Origin of the sequence: Gardnerella swidsinskii, from assembly GCF_023277705.1 — a bacterium.
Classification (GTDB): Bacteria; Actinomycetota; Actinomycetes; order Actinomycetales; family Bifidobacteriaceae; genus Bifidobacterium; species Bifidobacterium swidsinskii.
Map to the genome: position 1 here is coordinate 279,168 of NZ_CP083176.1, position 25,120 is coordinate 304,287.

At 44.6% G+C, this 25,120-nt stretch carries 21 protein-coding genes; 1 reads left to right on the forward strand and 20 read right to left on the reverse strand.

Annotated features, from left to right (window positions below):
* Positions 1-107: 107 nt before the first annotated feature.
* The 11 genes from rapZ to efp form a co-directional block, all read right to left on the reverse strand.
* Entirely contained in the window at positions 108-983 is an 876-nt protein-coding gene (gene rapZ / locus K9E37_RS01160; RefSeq protein ID WP_100066708.1) for an RNase adapter RapZ, read from the reverse strand.
* Between the two features lie 80 nt (positions 984-1,063).
* The gene (locus tag K9E37_RS01165; protein ID WP_076002916.1) at positions 1,064-2,257 is read right to left on the reverse strand and encodes a shikimate dehydrogenase family protein; all 1,194 of its coding nucleotides are present in this window, start codon (positions 2,255-2,257) and stop codon (positions 1,064-1,066) included.
* 22 nt (positions 2,258-2,279) lie between these two features.
* Positions 2,280-4,700: a primosomal protein N' gene (locus K9E37_RS01170; RefSeq protein ID WP_116440456.1), complete on the reverse strand. Its 2,421-nt coding sequence runs from the start codon at positions 4,698-4,700 to the stop codon at positions 2,280-2,282.
* Positions 4,701-4,772: 72 nt separating this feature from the next.
* Positions 4,773-5,990: a methionine adenosyltransferase gene (gene metK, locus K9E37_RS01175; protein ID WP_012914262.1), complete on the reverse strand. Its 1,218-nt coding sequence runs from the start codon at positions 5,988-5,990 to the stop codon at positions 4,773-4,775.
* A 138-nt stretch (positions 5,991-6,128) separates the two neighbouring features.
* Positions 6,129-6,413 carry a DNA-directed RNA polymerase subunit omega gene (rpoZ, locus tag K9E37_RS01180; RefSeq protein ID WP_004108619.1) on the reverse strand — a complete coding sequence of 95 codons (285 nt, stop codon included), beginning with the start codon at positions 6,411-6,413 and terminating at the stop codon, positions 6,129-6,131.
* Between the two features lie 82 nt (positions 6,414-6,495).
* On the reverse strand, positions 6,496-7,104 hold the full coding sequence (gene gmk, locus K9E37_RS01185) for a guanylate kinase (RefSeq protein ID WP_012914263.1): 609 nt from the start codon (positions 7,102-7,104) through the stop codon (positions 6,496-6,498).
* A gap of 15 nt (positions 7,105-7,119) precedes the next feature.
* Positions 7,120-8,031, reverse strand: coding sequence for an orotidine-5'-phosphate decarboxylase (pyrF, locus tag K9E37_RS01190; RefSeq protein WP_004106386.1), 912 nt, complete (start codon positions 8,029-8,031; stop codon positions 7,120-7,122).
* Between the two features lie 3 nt (positions 8,032-8,034).
* Positions 8,035-11,430 carry a carbamoyl-phosphate synthase large subunit gene (gene carB / locus K9E37_RS01195; RefSeq protein ID WP_076002918.1) on the reverse strand — a complete coding sequence of 1,132 codons (3,396 nt, stop codon included), beginning with the start codon at positions 11,428-11,430 and terminating at the stop codon, positions 8,035-8,037.
* Between the two features lie 32 nt (positions 11,431-11,462).
* Positions 11,463-12,674 carry a glutamine-hydrolyzing carbamoyl-phosphate synthase small subunit gene (carA, locus tag K9E37_RS01200; RefSeq protein ID WP_004108613.1) on the reverse strand — a complete coding sequence of 404 codons (1,212 nt, stop codon included), beginning with the start codon at positions 12,672-12,674 and terminating at the stop codon, positions 11,463-11,465.
* An 86-nt stretch (positions 12,675-12,760) separates the two neighbouring features.
* Positions 12,761-13,243, reverse strand: coding sequence for a transcription antitermination factor NusB (gene nusB, locus K9E37_RS01205; RefSeq protein WP_004106395.1), 483 nt, complete (start codon positions 13,241-13,243; stop codon positions 12,761-12,763).
* A gap of 168 nt (positions 13,244-13,411) precedes the next feature.
* On the reverse strand, positions 13,412-13,975 hold the full coding sequence (gene efp / locus K9E37_RS01210; protein WP_116440461.1) for an elongation factor P: 564 nt from the start codon (positions 13,973-13,975) through the stop codon (positions 13,412-13,414).
* Between the two features lie 129 nt (positions 13,976-14,104).
* Here efp and K9E37_RS01215 point away from each other — a divergent pair, with 129 nt between their 5' ends.
* Positions 14,105-14,494 (forward strand): YccF domain-containing protein, encoded by a 390-nt coding sequence (locus K9E37_RS01215; protein ID WP_248893397.1) that lies wholly within the window; start codon positions 14,105-14,107, stop codon positions 14,492-14,494.
* Here K9E37_RS01215 and pyrE read toward each other — a convergent pair.
* The 9 genes from pyrE to K9E37_RS01260 form a co-directional block, all read right to left on the reverse strand.
* Positions 14,470-15,162, reverse strand: coding sequence for an orotate phosphoribosyltransferase (gene pyrE, locus K9E37_RS01220; protein ID WP_116440463.1), 693 nt, complete (start codon positions 15,160-15,162; stop codon positions 14,470-14,472). The two genes, K9E37_RS01215 and pyrE, sit on opposite strands and share 25 nt — an antisense overlap.
* A gap of 62 nt (positions 15,163-15,224) precedes the next feature.
* Positions 15,225-16,226 carry a dihydroorotate dehydrogenase gene (locus K9E37_RS01225; protein ID WP_119522732.1) on the reverse strand — a complete coding sequence of 334 codons (1,002 nt, stop codon included), beginning with the start codon at positions 16,224-16,226 and terminating at the stop codon, positions 15,225-15,227.
* A gap of 5 nt (positions 16,227-16,231) precedes the next feature.
* Positions 16,232-17,128, reverse strand: coding sequence for a dihydroorotate dehydrogenase electron transfer subunit (locus tag K9E37_RS01230; protein ID WP_248893399.1), 897 nt, complete (start codon positions 17,126-17,128; stop codon positions 16,232-16,234).
* A 94-nt stretch (positions 17,129-17,222) separates the two neighbouring features.
* Positions 17,223-18,266, reverse strand: a complete 1,044-nt coding sequence (gene pyrF, locus K9E37_RS01235) for an orotidine-5'-phosphate decarboxylase (RefSeq protein ID WP_004108594.1) — start codon at positions 18,264-18,266, stop codon at positions 17,223-17,225.
* A 34-nt stretch (positions 18,267-18,300) separates the two neighbouring features.
* Positions 18,301-19,713 (reverse strand): dihydroorotase, encoded by a 1,413-nt coding sequence (locus K9E37_RS01240; protein ID WP_116440465.1) that lies wholly within the window; start codon positions 19,711-19,713, stop codon positions 18,301-18,303.
* A 55-nt stretch (positions 19,714-19,768) separates the two neighbouring features.
* Positions 19,769-21,004 carry an aspartate carbamoyltransferase gene (gene pyrB, locus K9E37_RS01245; protein ID WP_116994676.1) on the reverse strand — a complete coding sequence of 412 codons (1,236 nt, stop codon included), beginning with the start codon at positions 21,002-21,004 and terminating at the stop codon, positions 19,769-19,771.
* Between the two features lie 144 nt (positions 21,005-21,148).
* Entirely contained in the window at positions 21,149-21,376 is a 228-nt protein-coding gene (locus K9E37_RS01250; RefSeq protein ID WP_318255951.1) for a type II toxin-antitoxin system RelE/ParE family toxin, read from the reverse strand.
* 105 nt (positions 21,377-21,481) lie between these two features.
* A complete protein-coding gene (locus K9E37_RS01255; RefSeq protein ID WP_004108587.1) occupies positions 21,482-21,715 on the reverse strand; it encodes a hypothetical protein in 234 nt (77 codons plus the stop codon).
* 80 nt (positions 21,716-21,795) lie between these two features.
* Positions 21,796-24,984, reverse strand: a complete 3,189-nt coding sequence (locus K9E37_RS01260) for a bifunctional [glutamine synthetase] adenylyltransferase/[glutamine synthetase]-adenylyl-L-tyrosine phosphorylase (protein WP_102703165.1) — start codon at positions 24,982-24,984, stop codon at positions 21,796-21,798.
* Positions 24,985-25,120: the final 136 nt, after the last annotated feature.

Consider the following 25,120-nt stretch of genomic DNA (forward strand, 5'->3'; position numbering starts at 1 on the left):
ATTTTTATTTAATTTTTTAATTAATTTTAATTGATTAGTTTCATAATCGCATTTCACTACTTTACTTTTTCACTACTTTACTTTTTGCTACTTTACTTCTCCACTTATTATGATCTTCTCTGTAGCTCTCTTGCAGATACTGTAACTTGCAAACCGTGCAATCTCAAACGTCTAGCAAGCTCAATACTTACGGCAACAGAACGATGCTGACCGCCAGTACATCCTACAGCAATAGTCACGTAATGCTTGTCTTCTTTAGCGAATCCGTCGATAGCTGTAAGAAGCGCATTTTCGTAAGAATCTAAGAATGTAATTGCCGCAGAATTCGATAAAACATAATCTTGCACAGCTTGATCCTTACCTGTAAGCTCCCTTAATTCAGGAACCCAGAAAGGATTCGGCAAAAATCGCATATCGGCAACAAAATCAGCGTCCATTGGCATGCCGTATTTAAATCCAAAGCTGAAAATATGCACAGAAACAGTAGAAGAGCCTTTTCCAAGCAATCCTTCGTAAAGCTTTGTAGAAAGTTGGTGAATACTAAGTGCAGAAGTATCGATAATAATATTTGCGCAATCTTTCAGATGACTGAGCAGCTCTCGCTCTTCTAGAATACCGTCAATAAGTCTGCCACCGCGCTGCAAAGGATGCGGTCTACGCACAGACTCGTAACGCTTGATAAGCACAGCATCTGAAGCATCTAGAAACAGAATTCGCGTTTTTACACCAAGGTCATCAATATGCGCAAGAACTGCAAACAGGTCGTCGAAATATCCTCTAGAACGCACGTCAATAACAGCAGCAAGCTTATGCACTTTAGAACCGGATGAAGTCATCATATCTACTAGCGGTATGAGCAGTTTTGGCGGAAGATTATCGATAACATACCATCCCATATCTTCCAACGCGTTAGCAGCGTGCGAGCGCCCAGCTCCGCTCATGCCTGTAATTAGCATAACTTCAAATCTGTCAGATAGTTGCATACTAGTCGACGCGGAACGTTGCGTAGTATGTTGCGCATCACGTTGCACATCACTTTGCGTAGTATGTTGCGTATTATCGCTCATAATGCCTCCTGTAAGGCTTTTCGCATGAGACTACTTAAGTCATCGTAATATCTAGCCTTGTCAGCACTAGGTTTATAACCAAGCTCAGAACCAGTCTCAGCACAATCCTCAGCGCCAGTCTTAGCACAATTCCCAAAATTTTCTTTAGATTGCCTGTACTCAATCGTCATAAGACTTACTTGTGCTAAAGCTTGTTGCAAAAGCATTTCTTCTCCGCCAATAGCGCAACCGTATTGTTGCCATACACTAAGTAGCATGCTTGGGCGAGGATCGTAAACTACGTCAAGCAATGTTCCTAATTTCGTTTGATTATTCGCACTATCTTGACAGTACGCTTTCAACGCAAGCGCAATTGGATCTGCTACATGCGCTGGAACTGTGCTTATGACTATGTCTGCTTCTGCGATTGCACGAACAGCTTCGAGTGAATTTAAAGATTTCAAAATGAGAGATTTATCACATTCTGACAATTTTTCTGCACTCAATTTTTCTGCGCTATAGTCTGCAAATTTTGAAAATACTTCTTCGCTTATTGTTGGGAACTCAATACCTTGCACAGGCTCATACATAGCGTCATTTTCTTCGCTTTTATTATTTTGACCTATGCTTATTTTATTTGGAAAATCAGCGCAATACTTTTGTATAAGATTATTAAAACGTTCAACGCCTTTTACACTACCGTCATCTTCAGTTCTAGCAACAACTTGCACTTGCTCAAGCTTTGCTACTTGCGCAATTTCAATTAAAGCTGCCAATGCAGAGGACGCAGTGTTGCCACTGCCAATAATAACAGCCTTTTTTACTTCGCATATACGCTCATGTAATGCTTGCATAAATGTTATTAATATGCCACTTACGTCAGTGTTGTATAGCTTTATTTGCGATTGCGAAGCGGTTGCGGGGTTGCTAGTAAAAACTGCAGTATTTGCCACGTTAAGCGCGCGCGACCAGTAGTCGCAAGGTGTACCGAGTTTCATTACGGTTTTTTTAAGCGGCATAGTAAGGCTTAAGCCTTTCCAAGAATCGTCAAGATGCGCAATAAAATCGCGAAGCTCTGTTTCGCTTACTTTTTCCTTACTATATTGCCAATTTGTAAGACCTAAAACCTTATAAGCCGTGTTGTGAAGCACAGGAGACAGCGAATGCGAAATAGGATCTCCCAAAACTGCGCAATGATATGTTTTTAACATTTTTCTCTCCCCTATTAGTAAGTTAGTACGCTAATAAATCTTTTGGATCAACACAAAAACGCAACTCTCCTGCAGCACGTGTTGCTACGTGACGAGCTACTTCCTTGTGCAATCGGTTCACTAATTCTTGTCTTAAATAAAGCGGAACTCTTACTACAGCTTTTACACGGTCGTAAATATCGTCAAAATGCTGGTATCTGTCTGTAACAGGCGGATGCATTGGAACAATTCCTAATAATGGAGAAATTGCTGAAAAATCAGCATCTTGACTACTTTCGCACCCAAGATTTTCTTGCATTGCACCAATGTTTTCAAGCGCACGCATAACCGCATCACGAGCACCCCATACGCATGCTGCAGTTACACAAGGCGGCAATATTGCTTGAGCTCTTTCTGAAAGCTCATTGCAAGAAAGTTGAGTCGTATCCCACAATGTAAGCGCACGCGCAAGAACAGGATACGTTTCGCCAATCAAAAGCACACTTCCTCCGCGCGCTCTAGGAGCACATAAAGCAGAAGCTTTCATCCACGAATTAAGTGTATCTATTCGCGCATCAAGCCCCGAAGCGTACAAACTTACCCACGTATCGAGTATTGCTACAACACCATATTCTCCGTTACAATTTGCGTCTTGCGTTTGTACGCGAGGCTCACATCCAGGAGTTGCAACAACAATTACAGGTTTTTCATCAATACACTGGATAATTCCGTTCGGTTGGTGTTGTGACGAAATAATAATAGGCACGTTGCGAAATAGTTTAGATAATTCTTCTGCAACACCAGCAGCGCCAACTTGTATAACTCGCATATTGCTACTGCCACAATTAGAACAAGACCAATTTATTGCACTAGCACCACACCACGAGCAACGTGCTGTTTGCTGACTATTTGCAACATCGAGAGGCCCGGTACATCGTCTACAGCGCGCTTGACGTTTGCAAGAAGAGCATATAGCCGATTGCGTCACACCATCTTGCGCAATAGAAAGCAGCACAGGCTTACCATCCGAAAGAGCATCATTAATAGCTCTTACTGCGCTATGCGGTATGCGAGCGCCAATACTTGGGTCAGCTAATTTCAATAAAGCTTCACGATTAAGCCAACGAACCCACGGAACTAACTTTTCGCGAGCAAGTTTACTCGCACTTACAGGGATACTAGATCCGCTTATTGTTTCAGCAGTTTTAGCAGATTGAGTAGTTTGAATAACTTTAGTAGTTTGAACAGATTGCTCACCTTGCGCATCTTGCGCATTTGACATATAGCAGTCTACTTCACTTTGACTAAGCGCGCTTCTGGAATACGACATTGACACAAATACGCCGCCATGCCTTTTCGCACGAAGCCGCATAACTCCACGCGCTTGAGCATACGGCATCATGCCATCAGCATATTGGTACGCGCAATCTTCAACAATCGCAAATAAAGCATCTCCCTCAACTGGAGCATACATTGCAGCTCTAGTGCCAAGAACGCAAGGAACTATTCCTGACGCGATTGCACGCCAAGCTCTATATCTATCAGCTGGAGGATCCGCAGCACAAAGTCGAGCTACATCGCCATCAAAACTTCCAGCAGAAAAACCACGATGATTCTCACTGACGCGCTTATATGGCTTTAATCCGTAAACCATTAGCGCGCGCATTACATCATTTACTTCTCTTAGCGTCGGCAAAACTACAACAGCTTGCTTACACGCGCTTAAAGCAGTGACAATCATCCACGCTAAATCTTGTGCAAGTCGGCAAGAACCTGGTAAAGCGTCTACAATAAAAGATTGAGAAGAATTATTTTCTGCTTGCTTGACTAATTGATTTTCTGTTTTATTTTCACTAAAACTTGCGTCAATAGATTTTTTGATTAATGCATTGTATAAAATATTTGCATTTTCGTAATCATAAATCATGCGAGAAGTTGTAGCGTAACCTGGGTTTGTATTGTTATCGTTTTGCAAACGCTTCTTAAGATTTTCACGCCACTGTTTTCTGCGTTGCAAGCGTATGTTGTCAAAAACTTCCTCATGCTCAACACGAGCTACGCGTTGAGGCACAGCAAGACGCAAAATATTTGAGCTAGTTCCACCATAAGCTTTAGCTATGGCGTCAATATCGTCTCGCAAAGATTTAGAAAGCAAAACATCTGAAGGAAACACGCGCTCTAAAAATCTTAAAGCAGTATGAGGGGTGTCTGTATGCGAAGAACGAGACCAAATAACTCCAGTGAGCTTTTGTGCTCCAAAACGAACGCGTACAAACGCCCCAGGCTGAGCAGATTCATCTTGATCTTGCGATATCAAGTAATCAAAAGTACGACCTAAATGTGAAGCTTGAACATCAAGCATCACATGCGCAATAGGGCATTCATTAGCAGGCACTAGAGAAACAGCATTGCGCTTACGTCTTGTTTTACGCGCTAAGCCGTCTAGCGAAGGTTGCTCTGCCATAAATAACCCTTAGTTTTACTTGAATTACATCACATAATTACTGTTATTTTACAGCAAAATTTATCAATAAAACTACTTTTTTAGCGCATCTTTCAATTGCTCAATACGATTCGTTTCTTCCCAAGGGAATTTGACATCCGTACGACCAAAATGACCATAAGCTGCGGTTGGAGCATAAATTGGCTTAAGCAAGTTAAGCTCATCAATAATCGCAGCTGGACGCAAATCAAATACTTCACGCACAGCACGCGCAATATCTGCACGCGTAATACCTTCAGCTTCAGTTCCGAAAGTTTCTACGTTTACGCTTACAGGATCAGCAATACCAATAGCATAAGCAACTTGAACTTCTGCCTTATGAGCTAAACCAGCTGCCACAATATTTTTTGCAACCCAGCGAGCTGCATAAGCTGCAGAACGGTCAACTTTGCTAGGATCCTTACCGGAAAAAGCTCCACCACCATGATGAGCAGCACCACCATAAGTGTCAACAATAATTTTTCGACCAGTTAAGCCCGAATCAGCTGCAGGACCTCCCAAAACGAAGGAGCCAGTAGGGTTTACAAGCATACGGTACGAATCGTGCGCAACTTTTTGAGCAAGAACTTCGTCCAACACAGGATTAACAACATGTTCAACAAGCTGATCTTGTAACCAGTCTCTAGAAACTTCTGGGTCATGCTGAGTAGAAATAAGCACAGTATCCAAACGTTTAGGCAATCCTTTTGAATCATACTCAATCGTTACTTGAGTTTTCCCATCTGGACGCAAATGCGCAACAGTGCCATCTTTACGAACTTTAGCAAGCTTTTGAGCTAAACGATGAGCAAGATAAATCGGCAAAGGCATTAAAGTATCTGTTTCGTCGCTAGCGTAACCAAACATAACACCTTGATCGCCTGCACCTTGAGCAGCGTAGTGCTCCTCACGAGAAGATGCACTCTCGCAAGAAGCATCCAACCTAGCAACACCTTGATTAATTTCTGCACTTTGCTCAGTTAAAGAAACCATAACACCACAAGAATCAGCATCAAGACCAATTGTGGAGCTCGTGTAGCCAACATTACGAACAACTTGACGCACGATTCCCGGAATATCGCTATAAACTTCACCACGCACTTCGCCAAAAACCACAAACTGACCAACGGAAGCACAAACCTCTACAGCAACATGCGCATGAGAATCCTGACGAAGCATATCGTCCAATATAGCGTCAGCAATTTGATCGCATAACTTGTCAGGATGACCTTCAGTTACAGATTCTGCAGAAATTAATTTACGTTCTTCCACATTTCCCCCTTACGTTTATAGTCGATAAGGCTAAATACAGGCTAAATAAAGTGAAAAACGCAGCCGTGCATCCGCTTTATTGAGCACGGATGATACGCGACTGCGAATACCCATAAAGACGTTTATTAGCAAGGCTTATTAATTACCTTCGCTTAAATCGTCCTCACCAAGAGTCTCTTCAAGCAATCCAGCATTAATTTCGCGGAAAGCAATAGCTAAAGGCTTTTCTTGATTTTGATACTCAACTAGTGGGCCAACATTTTGAAGCAAACCTTCATTAAGCTGAGTAAAATAAGCATTAATTTGACGTGCTCGTTTTGCAGCAAATAAGGCAAGCGCATACTTGGAATCCGCATGTTGCATTAAATCATCAATCGGTGGATTCGCAAGACCAGTAGGTGTTGGCTGAGTGCCTAATGCCATAATATTCTCCAAATTCTATGGTGCCACAATAGTTCCAAAAGGCTTATTATATGCTATCGATTGGATATTGCGTAAGTTTTAACTATAAGTCGTATTCGCTTGCAATAACATTCCACAGTTCATCTGCGGCACGCTCAGCATTATCGTTCACAATAACAACATCAAACTCTTTAGCTGCAGCAATCTCAACTTTAGCGGTTTCCAAACGTTTTGCTTGCTGCTCAGGAGTTTCAGTACCACGACCAATAAGACGACGCTTAAGCTCTTCAAAGCTCGGAGGCGCAATGAACACGTACACGACTTCTAATCCAAGACGAGCTGCCTCTTGTTTTACACGCCTAGCTCCTTGCAAATCTATTTCCAACAAAGTAGGAATATCTTGCGTAAGATGATCCAAAACAGGCTGAAGAAGGGTGCCATAATGAGCCATGCCATGAACCAGCGCAGTTTCCAAGAATTCGCCATTACGCTTACGACGCTCAAATTCTTCTTCATCTAAGAACCAATAGTGAATACCATTAAATTCACCAGGTCTAGGCGCACGAGTGGTAGCAGAAACAGATAGCCAAATATGTGGATGCTTCTCACGAAGTATGCCTTCTACTGTGCCTTTACCAGCCGCAGTAGGACCCGTTAATACGATTAATCGACGTCTAGACTGCGAAACTGCAGTCTCATCCGTGGCACCCATTTGTTTACCTCTCGTTTACACACATTCGCCTGAATCAACAAGAGCCTGACGAATATCCAATGCTATGCGTTCAGTTGCAGCCGAAAGTTCACCAATATTTGGACCATGCGACGCAATCGAACGCGAAACAGTTACCAATACATTACCATGTGTACCAGCAAAAACACGCTTTAAATCGTCAGCTTCTGCACCTTGCCACCCATAACCAGGAGAAAGAATTGGACCAGTAAAACTGGTTACGTCAATTCCACCACCGTTCATCCAGTCGCCAATAGTCGCTCCAACAATTAAACCAACAGAACCCATTCCTTTAGTTTTATTGTTAAAACTTTGAGCCGTTTGAGCAATTCCGTGAGCTACAGTAGTTCCGCGGTAAGTTCCGCTTTGCCTAATAGCAGTTTGCAAACTTGCGCCTTCGCGATTAGAAGTTAGAGACGCAATAAAAACACCGCGACCGTTATTAAGAGCTTCGTTAATTAAGCCGCCCATAGAACGTGCACCATAATAAGGAAGCAAAGTAATAGCATCAGCAAGAAGCGGAGCTCCAGGCTTAAAATATGCGTCTGCAAGCGCAGAAATAGTAGTAGACAATCCTCCATGACCGCAATCAACAATAGTAATAATATCCATTTGACGAGCGGCATACAGCACACGCTCAAGCGCTGCGAAACCCTTAGAACCATAGCGCTCAAACATGCTGGATTGGAATTTAACTGCCGCTGCCCTACCATTCATAGCTTGCAGCATGCGCATAGAAAAAAGTTCAGCTCCAAGAGCATCCATGTTGTATCCCCAATTAAGCAGCATTTTGCGATGAGGATCGATTCCAACACACAATGGTCCATATTTTGCCATAGCGTTCTTCAAACGCAAACCAAAATCGGATCGTTGCGCCTGCACTTCTTGATCACGAATGCTCTCGGTCATGTATTAAGCCCGACTTTCTTGACTTTCTGCCTGTTCAATTGCAAACAACTGCTGAGCATGTTCTTGTATGCTCATCACCTGATAATCGTTGTTCTTAACAGCTTCAATAGCCATTAATACTGGTGCGAATTCGGTAATAGTAGTGAATTGCGGAAGATCAGCTGCTACAGCTGCTGCACGAATGGCATAACCATCAGTGCGCGATCCCCTTGAATTCGGCGTATTCAATACCATATCAATCTTACCATTTTCGATAAGCTCTACAACATTCTTACCGATTCTTTCATGTGCTTTCTCACTATTTGGCATATCCTTCGCCGTGTCGCCCTGACTAGAAAGCTTATCGACAATCACGGAATCAATACCATAACGACGAAGCACAGAAGCTGTACCTTCAGTAGCCCAAATCGTAAAACCAAGCTCCACTAATCGCACTGCAAGAAGCGGAAGTTGACGCTTATCTGCATCACTTACAGACACAAACACGTTGCCGCTGGTAGGCAAACCACCCTTGTATGCTGCAAGCTGGCTCTTAGCAAAAGCATGTGGGAAGTCACGATCGAAGCCCATAACTTCGCCGGTAGAACGCATTTCTGGTCCGAGCAAAATATCAACCGTACGACCAACAGGAGTGCGGAAACGCTTGAACGGCAGCACAGAAGCTTTAATAGCAACTTGCTGACCTGGATGAATATCACCACCATCGCCTTGCGGAAGAAGAAGTCCACGCTTGCGCTGCTGTGCAATTGTTTCACCAGCCATAATTCGAGCAGCAGCTTTAGCAAGAGCAACACCAGTAGCTTTAGAAGCAAACGGAACAGTACGAGACGCTCGAGGATTTGCTTCAATTACATACAAAGTGTTTGCCATAAAAGCGTACTGCACGTTAATCAGACCGCGAACTGAGCAGCCGCGCGCAATCGAAAGCGTGCCTTCGCGAAGGCGGCGAATTTGATCGTCCGAAAGCGTGCTTGGAGGAAGAGTACAAGCAGCGTCACCAGAGTGCACGCCAGCTTCCTCAACATGCTCCATAATGCCGCCAATATAAAGCTCGTTGCCGTCGTAAAGCGCGTCAACATCAATTTCAATAGCGTCCTGAAGGAACTTATCAATCAAAAGCGGCGAAGGCAAGCGGCCAGAAACAACAGTGTCTGCTCGAGCTTCATCCAATGCGCGATCAACATACTTTGCAAGCTGAGCGTCGTCGTACACAATCTCCATTCCGCGACCGCCGAGTACGTAGCTTGGACGCACAAGAACTGGGTAGCCGATTGCGTGAGCTGCATCTTTTGCTTCCTCAAGGCTTAAAGCTGTGCCGTATCGAGGAGCGTTCATGCCTTCTTGACGAAGAACTTCGCCGAAAAGCTCACGATTTTCAGCCAAATCGATAGCCTCAGGAGTCGTTCCCAAAATTGGAACTCCTGCAGCTTTAAGACGAGCAGCAAGCGAAAGTGGCGTTTGGCCACCAAGCTGCACAATCACGCCCTTAACAGGTCCAAGCTTCTTTTCTGCTTCGTAAATTTCAAGCACATCTTCGAAAGTAAGAGGCTCAAAGTAAAGGCGGTCAGACATGTCGTAATCTGTAGAAACTGTTTCAGGATTGCAATTAACCATAATGGTGTCGTAATCCTTGCCCAATTCCTGAACAGCGTGAACGCAAGTGTAATCAAACTCAATACCCTGGCCGATTCTGTTTGGACCAGAGCCAAGGATAATCACAGCTTCGCGATCGCGCTTCTTCAACTCGCTTTCGTCAGCGTAGCAAGAATAGTAGTACGGAGTTGCTGCGTCGAACTCAGCTGCGCAAGTGTCAACAGTCTTGTAAACAGGGCGCAAACCGTAAGCCCAACGAAGCTCACGAACCATGTTTTCGCCTTCGTCGCCAAGATTACGCAAATGCGCAATCTGCACGTCCGAAAGACCAGCAAGCTTAGCACGCTTCAAAACTTTAGGAGTTAAGGTTTCAGCTTCACGAACTGCGAGCGCAGTTTCGTTAATTTGAGCCAGCTGCTCTACAAACCAAGGGTCGATTTTTGTTGCTACAAAAATTTGATCTGGCGTTGCTCCACCCCAAAGCGCGCGCTGGATTTGCAAGTAGCGATGCTCGGTTGGAGTATGCATTTCTTCAAGAAGCTTATTAACTTCTTCCTTGCTTGGACGCTCGCCATCCCAGCTAAAGCACGCGTGACGCTTGTCGATTGAGCGCATTGCTTTTCCAAGGGATTCCTGGAAGTTTCCAGCCAAAGCCATTGCTTCGCCAACCGACTTCATAGAAGTTGTAAGCGTGGTGTCTGCTCCTGGGAACTTTTCGAAAGCAAAGCGCGGAATCTTCGTTACAACATAGTCGATTGTTGGCTCGAAGCTTGCAGGAGTTGAACGCGTAATATCGTTTTGAATTTCATCCAAAGTGTAGCCTAAAGCAAGTTTCGTTGCGATTTTTGCGATTGGGAAGCCAGTTGCTTTAGATGCGAGCGCGGAAGAACGAGACACACGCGGGTTCATTTCGATGACGATAATGCGACCAGTTTGAGGGTTGATTGCGAACTGAATATTGCAACCACCGGTGTCAACGCCAACGCCTCGAATAATAGCGATACCAATATCGCGCATCTTCTGATACTCGCGGTCTGTAAGCGTAAAGCAAGGAGCTACTGTAATCGAGTCGCCAGTGTGCACGCCTACAGGATCGACGTTTTCGATTGGGCAAACAACTACGACGTTATCTTTTGCGTCGCGCATAAGTTCAAGCTCAAACTCTTTCCAGCCTTCAATGCCTTCTTCAATAAGCACTTCGTTTGTTGGAGAATAGTGAATGCCGGCTCCTGCAATGCGGTGAAGCTCTTCTTCGTTATGAGCAATACCAGAGCCCAAGCCGCCCATTGTGAAGCTTGGACGTACTACTACCGGGTATCCTAAAGTTTCAACAATTTTGTCTACTTCTTCAATCGAGTGAGCAATAAAGGATTTTGCTGACTCAGCTCCGGCTTTTTCAACGACTTTTTTGAAAAGCTCTCGGTCTTCGCCACGGTCGATTGCTTCCAAAGAAGCGCCAATAAGCTCAACGTTATATTTTTCTAGGATTCCTGCACGACCCAAATCCATTGCAGCATTAAGTGCAGTTTGACCACCAAGCGTTGGAAGAAGCGCATCCGGACGCTCCTTTGCAATAATTCGCTCCAAAATCGAAGTGTCAATTGGCTCAATATATGTTGCGTCCGCAAGTTCCGGGTCGGTCATAATCGTAGCCGGGTTAGAGTTGACCAAAATTACGCGAATGCCTTCTTCGCGAAGAACTCGGCAAGCCTGCGTTCCGGAATAATCAAACTCTGCAGCCTGACCAATAACAATCGGGCCGGAACCAATTACCATAACCGACTTAATATCAGTACGTTTTGGCATAGTAAACTTCTCTTTCCGTAAATCTTAAAATCTTACTTGCTTTTTCGAGTGTTTTCGCGCATCAATTGCACAAAACGGTCAAATAGATAGGAAGCATCGTGCGGGCCTGCTGCAGCTTCCGGATGATATTGCACTGAGAACGCTGGAATATCAAGGCATTGTAAGCCTTCTACAACATTGTCGTTCAAGTCAATATGCGAAACTAGCACGCGACCAAAGTGACCGTTTCCATAAGGAGATTGGACAGGACCGTCAAGAGGAGCGTCCACTGCAAAGCCGTGATTATGAGCTGTAACTTCCACTTTTCCGGTTGTAACGTCTTTTACAGGCTGATTAATACCGCGGTGACCAAACTTCAGCTTGTAAGTGCCAAAGCCGAGCGCGCGACCAAGCAACTGGTTTCCAAAGCAGATACCAAAGAACGGGTATCCTGCATCCAAAACTTTGCGCAAAAGATCAACTTCGCGATTTGCTTGGCCAGGATCTCCAGGACCATTCGAGAAGAATACGCCGTCCACGTTAAGAGCTTGCAGCGATTCGAAGCTTATTGAGGAGCTTACGACATGCACGCGGCAGCCGCGCTCAGCCAAACGGTGAGGAGTCATAGATTTAATACCAAAGTCAACTGCTACAACCGTGTAAAGCGGATCTTTTCCTTCAAAATCACCGCAAGGCTCAATCGTGTATGTCTCTTTAGTACTGACTTCATCCGTTAAGCGCAAGCCCTGCATTTGAGGAGTTTGCTTAATTTCGTCAACGAAAGAAGCAACGGTACGAAAAGCCCCGGTTGACGGATCAACCAGGGCCTTATTAGAAAAAATGCCGGCACGCATAACGCCTACCGAGCGTAAATGACGTACCAGCTTTCGAGTATCAATACCACTAATGCCAACGATACCTTGCTTTTGTAAATCGTCTTCCAAGGAACCTTCAGCTCGCCAATTGCTAACTACTGGGCTCGGCTCCTTAACCACATAACCTGCAACCCAAATGTGGGCAGATTCTGGATCTTCATGATTCATTCCCGTATTACCTATATGTGGGAATGTTTGAACTACGATTTGTTGATCATAACTTGGATCAGTTAATGTTTCTTGATAACCAGTCATGCCCGTGGAGAACACAATCTCAGCGCGCGTAGAACCTTGCGCACCGAAAGGCTTACCAACGTAAACCTGACCATCCTCCAACACCAATACTGCATCATCACTGCCGAATCCGGCAAAGGTGTCGTTGTAATCCACCTTAACCCCCTTATGGCTTTAGGATATTCGTGGTAAGTCTACTCAGGTTGGCGGACGGGCGACGCGCCGGCGATAGTTATTGCTTCTTACTCGGCAGCAGCTTCTTCCGTAGACTCTTCCGTAGCAGCGTCTTCAGGAGAAGATTCGCCGTTAAACTTTGCCAAGCAAGCGTCTTTATCTGCCATAATCGCGCTTAGTAAGCCATGAATAAACGCAATAGCTTCGTCATCGCTATACATTTTTGCGAGCGCAATAGCCTCGTCAATAGCAACTTTATCTGGAATCTCATCATTAAGAAGCATTTCCCACACCGCAATGCGCAAAATATTGCGATCAATAACAGCCATTCTGCCAACTTTCCAGCCAGTCGAATAGCGGTTTAGTGTCTTGTCAATTCTGTTACGTCGCTCTCCTACGCCTCGAACAATCTCAATAGCGTACTCTGGGAGCGGAGTTTGAGCGCCAGGCTCCTTAACTCGCTCCTCAAGCAAAGAAAGAATATGCTGATTCTTCTCATCCGCCTCATACAGCGTATTCAAAGCTCTTTTACGAGCGGTAGAACGTGCCATCGTAACGCCCTTCTGTGTAACGTATAAAAATTACTTAATAAAGTTGTATCAAAAATTACGCGACCCAGCAACGAATAATCGCCACCGGGTCACACTATAAAAAATTATTGAGAAATAAATAGCTAATTTAATTAGATAACTAATTATTTTAATTAGATAATTAATTCTTTAGTTTTCACGACCAAGGTAAGAGCCGTCACGAGTGTCGACCTTCACCTTTTCGCCTTCACCCACGAAGAGCGGAACCTGGATTTCAGCACCGGTTTCCACGGTTGCAGGCTTAGTACCAGCGTTAGAACGATTGCCTTGCAAGCCTGGCTCAGTGTGAGTAACAGTCAAAATCACTGAAGCTGGAAGCTCAACGCTCAAAGGAGTGCCGTCATGGAAGCTTACGATGCAGTCGGTGCCTTCAAGCAAATACTTGCTCTGCTCGCCAACCAAAGCCTTAGGAATATAAACCTGGTCGTAAGTGGTCATATCCATAAAGACGAAGTTGTCGCCATCTTCGTATGAATATTGCAACGTGCGGTTATCAACGGTCTCGAACTCCATCTTCATGCCGGCATTAAAAGTCTTGTCGACAATCTTGCCCGAGAGCACGTTCTTAATGGTGGTACGCACAAAAGCAGGACCCTTGCCTGGCTTCACGTGCTGGAACTTAACGACGGTCCAAAGCTGACCGTCAAGGTTCAAAACCGATCCATTCTTAATATCATTGGTAGTCTGTGCCACGAGTTACCCGTTTCTTTCGCTAATAGGCTGCAAATTAAGCAGCTAAGAAATAAACCTTGCTTATTATGCCACAAAGTGTCAACTTATGCATTCGTGTACCAATAGCAGCGAAATTATATACTTAATAATATGAAACTTCTTGGCAATATTGTGTGGCTGATATTCGGCGGTCTCTTCATTGCTGCAAGCTGGTTACTTATAAGTTTCCTTCTTTGCATAACCGTTATTGGCGTACCATTCGGTATTCAAGCATTCAAAATGGCAAAGCTCACACTCACGCCATTTGGAAAACACGTTATTTACCGAGGCGGCACTAGCACAATTTGGAACATACTATGGATTGTATTTTTCATTGGACCAATGCTTGCATTAGGCTATATCATTTCAGGATTCATTTGCTGCTGCACAATTGTTGGCATTCCATTTGGCATACAATCTTTCAAAATGGCAAAACTTGCGTTGTGGCCGTTTGGTTCCGAAATTGTAGAAGATAGTTACGCACCATACGTACGCAAGTAATCTGCAGCGCGCGAAGCTAATTCCTCATCCATAACTGGCTTACCGTCAGCATTAACTAAACGCTCTGCTGCAGCGAAAATTTCGCGCACATTTGCAATTGGCAAAACTGGGAAACCAAACTCCTGCTCTACTGCTTTTACTGCAGAAAGTTCACTGTCTTTCGTGCATTCCATTCTGTCTACTGCCAAAATCAAGCCAACAACTTGCACATTTGCTTCCGCTTTAAGCTTCGGCAAAGTTTCGCGAACTGCAGTTCCAGCAGTCATTACGTCGTCAACAAGCAGAACTTTCATGCCGTCTTTTAACGGTTTTCCAACCATAATTCCGCCGTCGCCGTGGTCCTTTCGCTCTTTGCGGTCGAAAGTAAAACCAACAGGCATATTGTGATTATTCGTCAAAGCCATTGCCGTAGAAACTGCCAGCGGAATGCCCTTATAAGCAGGACCGAAAACAGTGTCGATATCTTGCGGAAGTTTGCCGTCTTCGATTGCTGCAACAACGCGCTGAGCATAGTACGCGCCTAAGCTCGCGATTTTCATGCCGTCGTCAAAAGCGCCAGCATTAATAAAATAAGGTGATTGACGACCAGATTTCAGTGTAAAGTCACCAAATTTAAGCGCGCCTGAATCAAGCAAAAACTTTGTAAAACGTTCGTCTAATTCTGCCATAATTAGCTCTCTTTCTTAAAATATTTTTAAATACTTTCTAAATACTTTTTAAATACTTAATTTCAGCGCCAAGTCTTTCCTTCGGCAAGTAAAGACGCAAGCTTTGGACGAGAATCAAGCAAATCATCAAGCTCGCGAGCAATGCGAATAGGAGCAGTAGGATCCACCAAAGCGGCAGCACCAACTTCTACAGCATTAGCGCCAGCATACAAGTATTCCAAAGCTTTTTCGCCGGAATCAATGCCACCAATGCCAATAATTGGAATATCTGGCATAGCTTGACGAACTCTCCACACAAATCCAAGACCAATCGGGAAGATTGCAGGACCGGAAACACCGCCCGTACGGTTTGCAATAATCGGCTCGCCGGTTCGAATATCAATTCGCAAACCAACAAGCGTGTTAATCATGCTAAGAGCATCCGCACCAGCGTCAACAGCAGCTTTGCAAATCGAAACAATATCCGTCACATTTGGCGTCATTTTTACAATCATTGGCTTATCTGTCATTGCGCGAAGTCGCTTAATTAAGCGGTGAAGCGCCACCGGATCCGTGCCAACGCTCATTCCGCCGTGAGTTACGTTTGGGCAGCTTACGTTAATTTCAAGCATGTCTGCAGCAGAATCTGCAAGCTTTTCAACAACTTGCGCATAATCGTCGTCACTGTGCCCTGCAACATTAGTAATAACAAGCGCTCCCATTTTCTTTAGTTTCGGAAGCTCGTCTACTAAGTAGTGGTCAACGCCAGGATTTTGCAATCCAACTGCGTTTACCATTCCAGAAGGAGACTCTGCAGTGCGCGGAGAAGGATTTCCTTCCCACGGAACAGGTGAAACGCCTTTTGTGCAAATTGCGCCAAGTTGGCTTACGTCGTAAAAGCGTCGGCAAGCTGCAAGCTGGAAAGTTCCAGAAGCAGTTCCAACCATGTTTTTCCACTTAACGCCTGCAACTTGAGTTGGATGCTTCCACACGTGGCTTGTGTCAAAGCCAAAAGTTTCAGCGGAATTTGTTGCAGAATTTGCGTTATTTACAGAATTATTTTCGGCATTATTTACAGCACTCATATTTTTTACTCCCAACCCAAACGATTCGCATCAAAAACAGGACCGTCGTTGCAAACTTTCAGCCTGCCTTCCAAAGTGTCAACAACGCAAGCAACGCAAGTTCCGTATCCGCAGCCCATACGCGCTTCTAAACTGAGCTGGCACTCAATATTTCTTTCATGCGCCCAGTGAGCCACAGCTTTCATCATAGGCAACGGTCCGCAAGACAAAATAACAGTTGGCAAATCGTCGTCGAAATCAAAATGCTTAACTTTTTCAAGTTCGTCAAGAAGTGTAATAACAGTTCCTTCAGCATTTGTAATACTGTGTACGTCTGAAATATATTCTTTCATTAAATCATCAGCAAAACGCTTGTTACGGTAGCCAAGCACTGCCGTTACGCTAGAATCTTCACGCTTTGAAAGCGTTTGAGCAGCACACAAAATAGGTGGCACGCCCAAGCCGCCACTGACCAACAGATAATGTGCAGGTTTGGAAATATTAAAGCCAAGTCCTAAAGGTCCAAGAGCGTCAATGCTATCTCCTGGCTTAAGCTCAGCAAACTTAGCAGTGCCTTTGCCAATCACAGCAAAAATCAAAGTAAAAGTATCGCCTTCTACGCTTGCAACTCCAAAAGGACGCGGAAGCATAGCAGTTGGATCAGGGGAATACAAGTTCACAAATTGCGCAGGAGCAGCTTTTTTAGCAATCTCAGAATCTCGCAAAGTCAAACGGTACACGCCTTCGTCTAGCTTCTCATTATTGAGTACTTCTACAGCTCTACGCCCCCAAAGGCGCGAATATTTTGCATTATTGCTTTCGTCTGCAGAACTTGAGCCGGAAGAATCAAAAGCGTCTTCACGTAACGTAATTATGGCGTTTCCAGAGGCTTTTCGCGTTGGAATAAACATGCCATCACTCATGTGGTTTCCCCTACCCTTGTATGTGTTTTGTACCGTTGCGTTTTATTTTTAATTTTAATTATATTTTTAGTTATATTTATTTTAGTTATACATACTAGCGATACACTGCATTGCGCAAGTCGTCACGCATATTTTTCGCAGCAACAGTTGCAGAATCACGCACAATATCAAGAATGTCATCGAGAGACATATGACCTTGATTTTTAGCGTAATCTTCAGACTTTTTCCAAGCACCAATAATACCGCGAGAAGAATTGACAATAGCACCTTCAGAGTTTGCATCAAACATTCCAGCAACATCTTGAGCAGTACCGCCTTGAGCACCATAGCCTGGAACCAAGAAGAAAGTGTGCGGCATAATCTCGCGCAAATGCTTGCCCTCCTGCGGATGCGTGGCACCTACAACTGCACCAACTCTTGAATAACCGTGCTTACCAATGCCTGAAGCACCCCAGTTCTCAATCAAATCAGCCATATGCTCATACACTGGCTTGCCATCTTGCAAAATAAGCTCCTGCAGCTCTTTGCTAGAAGGATTCGAAGTGCGAAGCAGCACAAAAATGCTTTTATCGTGCGCTACCGCTTCATCGATAAAAGGCTTCACGCCATCCGAACCCATATAAGGGTTTACTGTAAGCGAATCTTCATGCCAAACGTCAAGATTTTTAGAGCTTTTTAGAAGATTTTTAAGAGATTGAGGAAGCGCGTTACCAGTAGCATTTTCGTCTTCAAAATATGAAGAAAGATTAGCGAAACCGCTTAAATGAGCAGCATACTGACCAGCTGTAGAGCCAATATCTCCGCGCTTTGCGTCACCTATTACAACTAATCCTTGCGATTTTGCGTATTCGCAAGTCATTGCGTACGTGTCCATTCCAGCGGAACCTAGTGCTTCGTACATCGCAATTTGCGGCTTTACAGCCGGCACAAAATCTGCAACCGCGTCGATAATAGCGCGATTAAACTCAAAATAAGCTGTAGCTAAAAGCGTTGGCAGCGCATCCTCGCCTTCTACTTCTTGCAAAACTTCGTCCGCAAGAGAGCTAATAATTTCGGCTGGTACAATACCTGGCTTAGGGTCCAAGCCCACAACACTAGGATTTTGCTTGGCTGCAATCGCTTCAATAAGTTCGTCCATAATTTACTACCATTCCAAATTTATATTTAATCAATCACATTCTCGAGAAAGCAATTTCTGAACCAATAATCGTCGCAACAGGTCTGCCTGTAAGTTGCCATCCATCAAAAGGAGTGTTTCGAGCTTTTGAATGGAACGAATTTGCGTCAACCGCCCAATTTTCGCGCATATTAATCAGCACTAAATCAACGTTTTCAGGGTGCTCAGTAATACTTAAACGCAGCGTTCGCTTGTTTGCGCATCGCGAAGAAACGTTAAGCAAAGCCGCAATATCAGTAGGTCTTCTGCTCATCAATTGCATTGGATTTACTGCCATCAATTCGATTAAATGCTTATCGTCCGTATATCCTGCATCAACAAGCACTTTGTGGCACACACCATACGCGCACTCAAGCCCAATAATTCCGTTAGGAGTGCTTGCAAAATCTCCTGACTTTTCTTCCGCAGTGTGAGGCGCGTGATCTGTTGCAATCATGTCAATTGTGCCATCCGCAATAGCAGCGAGCGTTGCTTGCCTGTCCGCTTTTGAACGAAGAGGAGGATTCATCTTAGCCATAGCACCATATCGCAAAACATCCTCATCACACAAAGCTAAATAGTGAGGCGCAGTTTCGCAAGTAATCGGCAAACCCTCTTTCTTTGCCTTACGAATAGCTTCAAACGCAGCAGCAGTGCTCACATGCTGGAAATGCACATGTACGCCAGTTTCTCGGGAAGCATCAATATCTCGCTGAACAATTGCAAGCTCAGTAGAAGCTGGAATTCCACCAACACCAAGCATTTTTGCAATCGGACCCTCGTTCACAGCTCCCGTATCATGATGCTCACAATGCTCCACGAATGGCAAACCAGTTTGTTTTGCCATAGCTAACACATCTCGCAAAATCGGTTCAGGTACTGCAGCACCGTCGTCGCTTATAGCAGTAATCGGGTGCTTTTTCATAGGAGAAGTTTTTTCGTCGTCGTCGATTCCAGCAACATACTTTTTCCAAAGCTCAATATTGCTTGGTTTTAAGCCTTTACGCCCCAATGATGCGCACACGCTCAAATCGTAGCGAACTGGCAATTTTACGCCGTAAATGCAACCATAACGCTGCAAATAGTCAACTACATTTTCTACATCAAATGGAGCATCTTCCCAAGGCTCACCGTCTACCGCAGGAACAGTATTTGGCATAATCAAAACTTGCGTATAACCGCCAGCCGCAGCAGCCTCACTGCCTGTCATCATTGTTTCTTTTGCTGTTTGACCTGGATCTCTAAAATGTACATGCGGATCTGCAAAACCAGGAGCAACAACCCAATCGCTTGCGTCAATGTCGCCAGTAACGCGCGCATTCTGCTCTATAAGGGCATCCTGACGAACGCCATCAACAATAAGATCAATACGTTCGCCAGTATCCCACACAGAGATATTGCGCAAAGTTAAGGTGCCTGATTCGTTCATTTCACTCCTGGTTTTGCGTAATTTTTACAGTTATACAATAATATTATTAAATTTTTTATTTAGTTTCTGCTTCTTCGTCGCAATACATGCAGCGATACTCGTGCCTTACGGAATCAGCCTTGTAGAACTTGCGTTTAAGAGTTAGCTCACTGTTTGTTATGCAACGAGGATTCGGGCAAGTAAGATCTTCAGGCACATTCACGTCCGTTACGTGCACGCGAGGATCCGCCAAAGAAATTCCGTGTGCGTCAACTGCTCGCAATTCGTCTTCTGGCACGTTTACAAAATCAGTTGGCTCGTAGCCGCAAAGCTCGTCTCCAAGAACGGAACTTTCCAAAGCCATGCGCATAAGCATACCGTTTTTAACCTGCTCAAAGTATGCTGCGCGAGGATCATCATCAACGTCAACAGCAATCTCGTTAATTCGAGGAAGCGGATGCAGCACAGGCATATGCGACTTTGCTTTTTGCAATTTTTCTTCAGTCAAAATGTACGTGTCACGAAGTCGCAAGTATTGCTCGCGATCCGTAAAACGTTCTTCTTGCACGCGAGTCATGTAAAGCACGTCAAGCTTGCCAATAACTTCCATCAAGTCGCGAGTTTCTTCATAAGTGCACGAAGGAGTGTCAATAATACGGTCGATTACGTACTGCGGAGTTTTAAGCTCATCCGGGCTAATCAGCACAAAATGAACGTTTCCAAAGCGGCACAAAGTTTCAATAAGCGAGTGAACTGTGCGTCCATAAGTTAAGTCGCCGCACAAACCGACAGTGAGATTATTAAGGCGACCAAAACGCGCGAGAATAGTTGCCAAGTCTGCAAGAGTTTGAGTTGGGTGCATGTGGCCGCCGTCACCTGCGTTAATAATAGGCGTGCTCACAGCTTGCGTTGCAACAAAAGCAGCACCCTCCTTTGGGTGACGCATTGCAACAACATCAACATAGTTAGACACGACTTTCAAAGTATCGTTTACAGTTTCACCCTTGCTTGCACTAGAAAGTTGCGCACCTGCAAAACCGATTACCTTTCCACCTAAACGCAGCATTGCTGTTTCGAAGCTTAAGCGAGTGCGCGTGCTCGGCTCATAAAAAAGAGTGGCCAACACTCTGCCATCGCAAGTGTGAGCCACTTCTTTACGGTGCGAATCAATGTATCGCGCTTTGTCTAAGAGCATTCGTATTTGCGCAGTTGAAATATCATCTAATGTAACAACACTTTTGCCAGCTAGAGAATTTGCAATTGTGCTGCGAGAAAAAGTTTGATGCAAAGAACTAGAAATTGCGTTCGTCATAATAAGTACCGCTCACCTTCCGTCAATTGGCAAGACGGTCGCAACCACACGCGACCTACGTAATTCTACTGATTAGCGTTGACGAATCCCCCACCCCCGGAGTGGCGGAGAACTATAACTTATTATGCAACATTTAATAAGTACTTAATCCAATAAATCTATTTGTTCCAATACAGTTTGTTGATTACGTTTACCATAAGTAACCTTCAAAATATAAACTGTATTTTCTTCTAAAACAACTCTGTAATAAACAAGAAAATTCTTTACAATAATACGACGCACACCAAGTGAATTCCAAGGCTCATACTTAACTACAGGTGCAAACTGAGGAAAAAGAGACAGTCTTTCGATACTAGATTTAATAAAATTAATAAATTCTTACGGAAGTTTTCTTAGAGATATTAGATGCAATATAGTCTCTTATATTTTTTAAATCGTTTTCTGCATCTTGAGTAACAAGAATATCAAAGGAACTCATTACAAGCCCTTTTCTAACTCAGCAAAAACATCCGCATACGGACGCACTAAACCAGAAACTGACTGCTTATAACTATGCATAAGTTTTGCAGCAAAACCAGTAGATAATAATTCGTCATTTTCTTCTAAATTTTCACCACTGACTGCTTGTTTTATAGGCGCAGAAACATCAGCATAAAAAACTGAAGTGTTGGCTCTTTCTTTTACATTATTACTCATTACTGCATTTTTCATTAAAATCACCTCCCGTCCTGCAATTATAACCTAAAGAAGAGAATGCAACAATAAATGTGAAGCGACTAAAGATTGAGAAATTAGCGAGCGTAGAAAAGACGAGACATGATTTCACGGCACTGACGCATAGTTGCTAAAAGATCGTTTTCAAAAACGCGGCCCTGGTTCGGCTCGTAGCCAAGGTAAGTTGCAATTCCGCCCAAAGAATACGAGTCAGTTGGAATAATATCTGCGCGAGCCATTGAGCCAGACCACAAGAAGTTTGCGTTGCGCACCGCGGAACACATATGCCAGCAGCGGCTTAAAACTTCAGCATCCTCGTCGCTTATAAAATGCTCAGATTGCAATGCTTTCAACGCTTGCATAGTTCCAACTACTCGTAAAGACTCATGCTTTGAAGCATATTGCAATTGCATCAATTGCACAGTCCACTCAACATCGCTTAAACCGCCACGACCAAGCTTCAAATGCCTGTCCCTACTCACACCTCGAGGCAAACGCTCCGCTTCCATGCGAGCTTTAAGCTTACGAATTTCAGCAAGCTGAGATTCACTAAGAGGATTTGCAGCGTAACGCAATTCGTTTACAACTCCGTTAAGCAAAGCATCCGCCAACTCCTTAGAACCTGCAGCAAAACGCGCTCGCAACAACGCTTGATGCTCCCAAGTGCTAGCCCATTGACGATAATACTTTTCGCAAGATTCTAGCGAGCGAACAAGCGGACCGTCTTTTCCTTCCGGACGCAAATCCAAATCGACCATGATTTTTGGTTCAAGTGTAAGAGGACCTTGCAAAATATTACGCAAAATATCTACAGTTTTTTGCGCAAAGCGGTGAGCTGCGTTTAAATCGCAATCTTCACCAACCGGCTTGTAAATTACCATAATATCTGCGTCAGAACAGAAGTTTACTTCTTTACCACCGTAGCGACCTAAAGCAATAATAGCAATTTCAGCTTGAGGAGCATTCAAATTCATGACTGACACAGCTTCACGCATGGACCATTGCAAAGTCGCATCTAAAATAGCATCAAACACATCACTCATTGCAAGCATAGAAGTATCGTCATCAATTAGACCACACATCCAAGCTAAAGCAACTCGCTCAATTTCCTGCCGGCGAAGCGCGCGCAAAGACTGCGCAAAATCCTCAATATTACTTGCATAACGCGCAACCATAGCACTAGTTTGCATGTCGAGACTTGCCCTATCGCGAGCAGATAACGCTTCGTCGTCACCAAGCCAAGTAATAGACTGCATCGACTGCATCATAGCGTCGCCAAGATAGCGCGAATCCGCCAAAACGTGGCAAAGACGCTGAGCTGCAGAAGGAGAATCACGCAAAAAACCAAGATACGTGTTCTTTCCGCCAAAACGCTCAGCAAGACGCCGCCACGCAAGCAAACCCATATCTGGATTCTGCCCATCGCCAAGCCACTTCAACACTGCTGGAAGCAAAATTCTGTGAATTTTAGCAGCCCTAGAAAGCCCCTCCGTAAGCGCTTCAACATGCAACTGTGCTGCACGAGCATCCGCAAAACCAATAGAAGCAAAGCGCGCGCGAGCAGCCTCCGGCGAAAGCACAATAGGATCCGCATCCGTTTGAGCGTTAATAGGAAGCATCGGACGGTAGTAAATATCCTTATGCAAGTGCCGAATTTCACGACGAGCTTTATCAAAACGCGCAACTAACTCTTCCGGACGAAGCCGCACAGCACGAGCAAGACGGCAAATCTGCTCATTATTATTAAGCTGCTCTGTAGAAATTGTGCGCGCACGATCCAAGCCGCCGTTTCCTTGCGCACCCAAATCTGGGAACAAATGCGTGCGATGCATACTCCACATTTGCTGACGATGCTCAAGAACACGCTCAAAACGGTAGTGTTCTGCCAAAAGCGCCGCCTGAGACCTAGAGACGTAGCCACCTTGAGCCAACGTTTGCAAAGCGGAAATAGTATCCCTTACTCGAAGCAACTCATCCTCACTTCCGTGCACAAGCTGCAACATTTGCACAGTAAACTCCACGTCACGCAAGCCGCCGCGACCAAGCTTCATATCCAAATCGCGTTGAGAAGCCGGAATAAGCGACTCCACACGCTGACGCATATGCTGACAGTCAGCTACAAAATGCTCACGACCAGAAGCCTTCCAAATAAACGGCTCGACCATATCGCGATAAGCTTTTCCAAGATCCGCATCCCCTGCTGCAGGGCGCGACTTCAAAAGCGCTTGAAACTCCCAGCTACTCGCCCACTTCTCATAATATTCCCTATGAGAATCAAGCCTACGAACAAGAGGGCCATCCTTACCTTCCGGGCGAAGCGCAGTATCAATCTGCCAAAGTGGAGGCTCCACAGAGCCCATAACCACCGACTGGCATACTTTTTGCAAAACCATCGCCATAGAAGCACCAACACGCAAAGCAGCATCCTGGTTCTGCTTGTTGCTTAAATCCGCAGGCTCCACAACGTAAATCAAATCAATATCGGAAACGTAGTTAATTTCTTGCGCGCCAAGCTTACCCATAGCAATAATCGCAAATCTGCATGCGGAAGAACCAGTAACCTGTCCGCGCGAAATAGACAACGCTGCCTCTAAAACAGCATCGGCAGCGTCGGAAAGCTTACGACTAATATCTGGCTGCACTTCAACAGGGTCAGTGCTCGCTAAATCAGCTGCCATAATTGCAGCAACATGCTCACGGTAGCGCGCACGAAGCGCAGAAACTGCTTGCGCAAAGCCGAGTGATGTTAAGTAAATTGTGTTGGAATTGCTGCTTTCAGAAGAAACAACTGTTGCAGTATACGCTTGTATTGCCTCGAGTAAGTCTTTTACACGCTCTTCCCTAGTCATTGCAAAAAGATGATTCGGGTCGTTTGCAGCGGCTTTTATAAGATTAGGTCTTGTGCGCATAAGCATTGCCAACGCGTTAGACGCACCTAATACTTGCATTAGGCTTGTTAATGAGTCAGATACTTGCGAATTTGAAGTTGAAATATTATTTATTATTTCGGGGTATGCTTCACTTAAATCTTGCAATGAAAGCAATGCAGAATCTGGATCTTCAACTGTAAGCGCGCTTCTTAGTAGTGTTTCAAAAGATATTTTATTGCAGTTTTTGCATATTGCTATCATTGCGCAACGTGCGGCATCCGGGCGAGAAAAACCGGCTTTAATAAGGCTTCTTGAGGTGAGTGCGGAAGAGTTTGTGCAGCTTTCGTTGCAGTTGGTTTCAGTAGTTGCACTATCTGTTATGTTCGCACTTTCCATACCGCAACTTTACATTGTGGTGGTGTACAAGGCTGCGAAACTACCTGCTTTCGCGCTCATAGCGTGGCGAGTTTTAGGCATCATTCTTAACGTGGCGCAAGTTTTGGGGGATTTCTCTCCTCGCACGTCCCGTCCT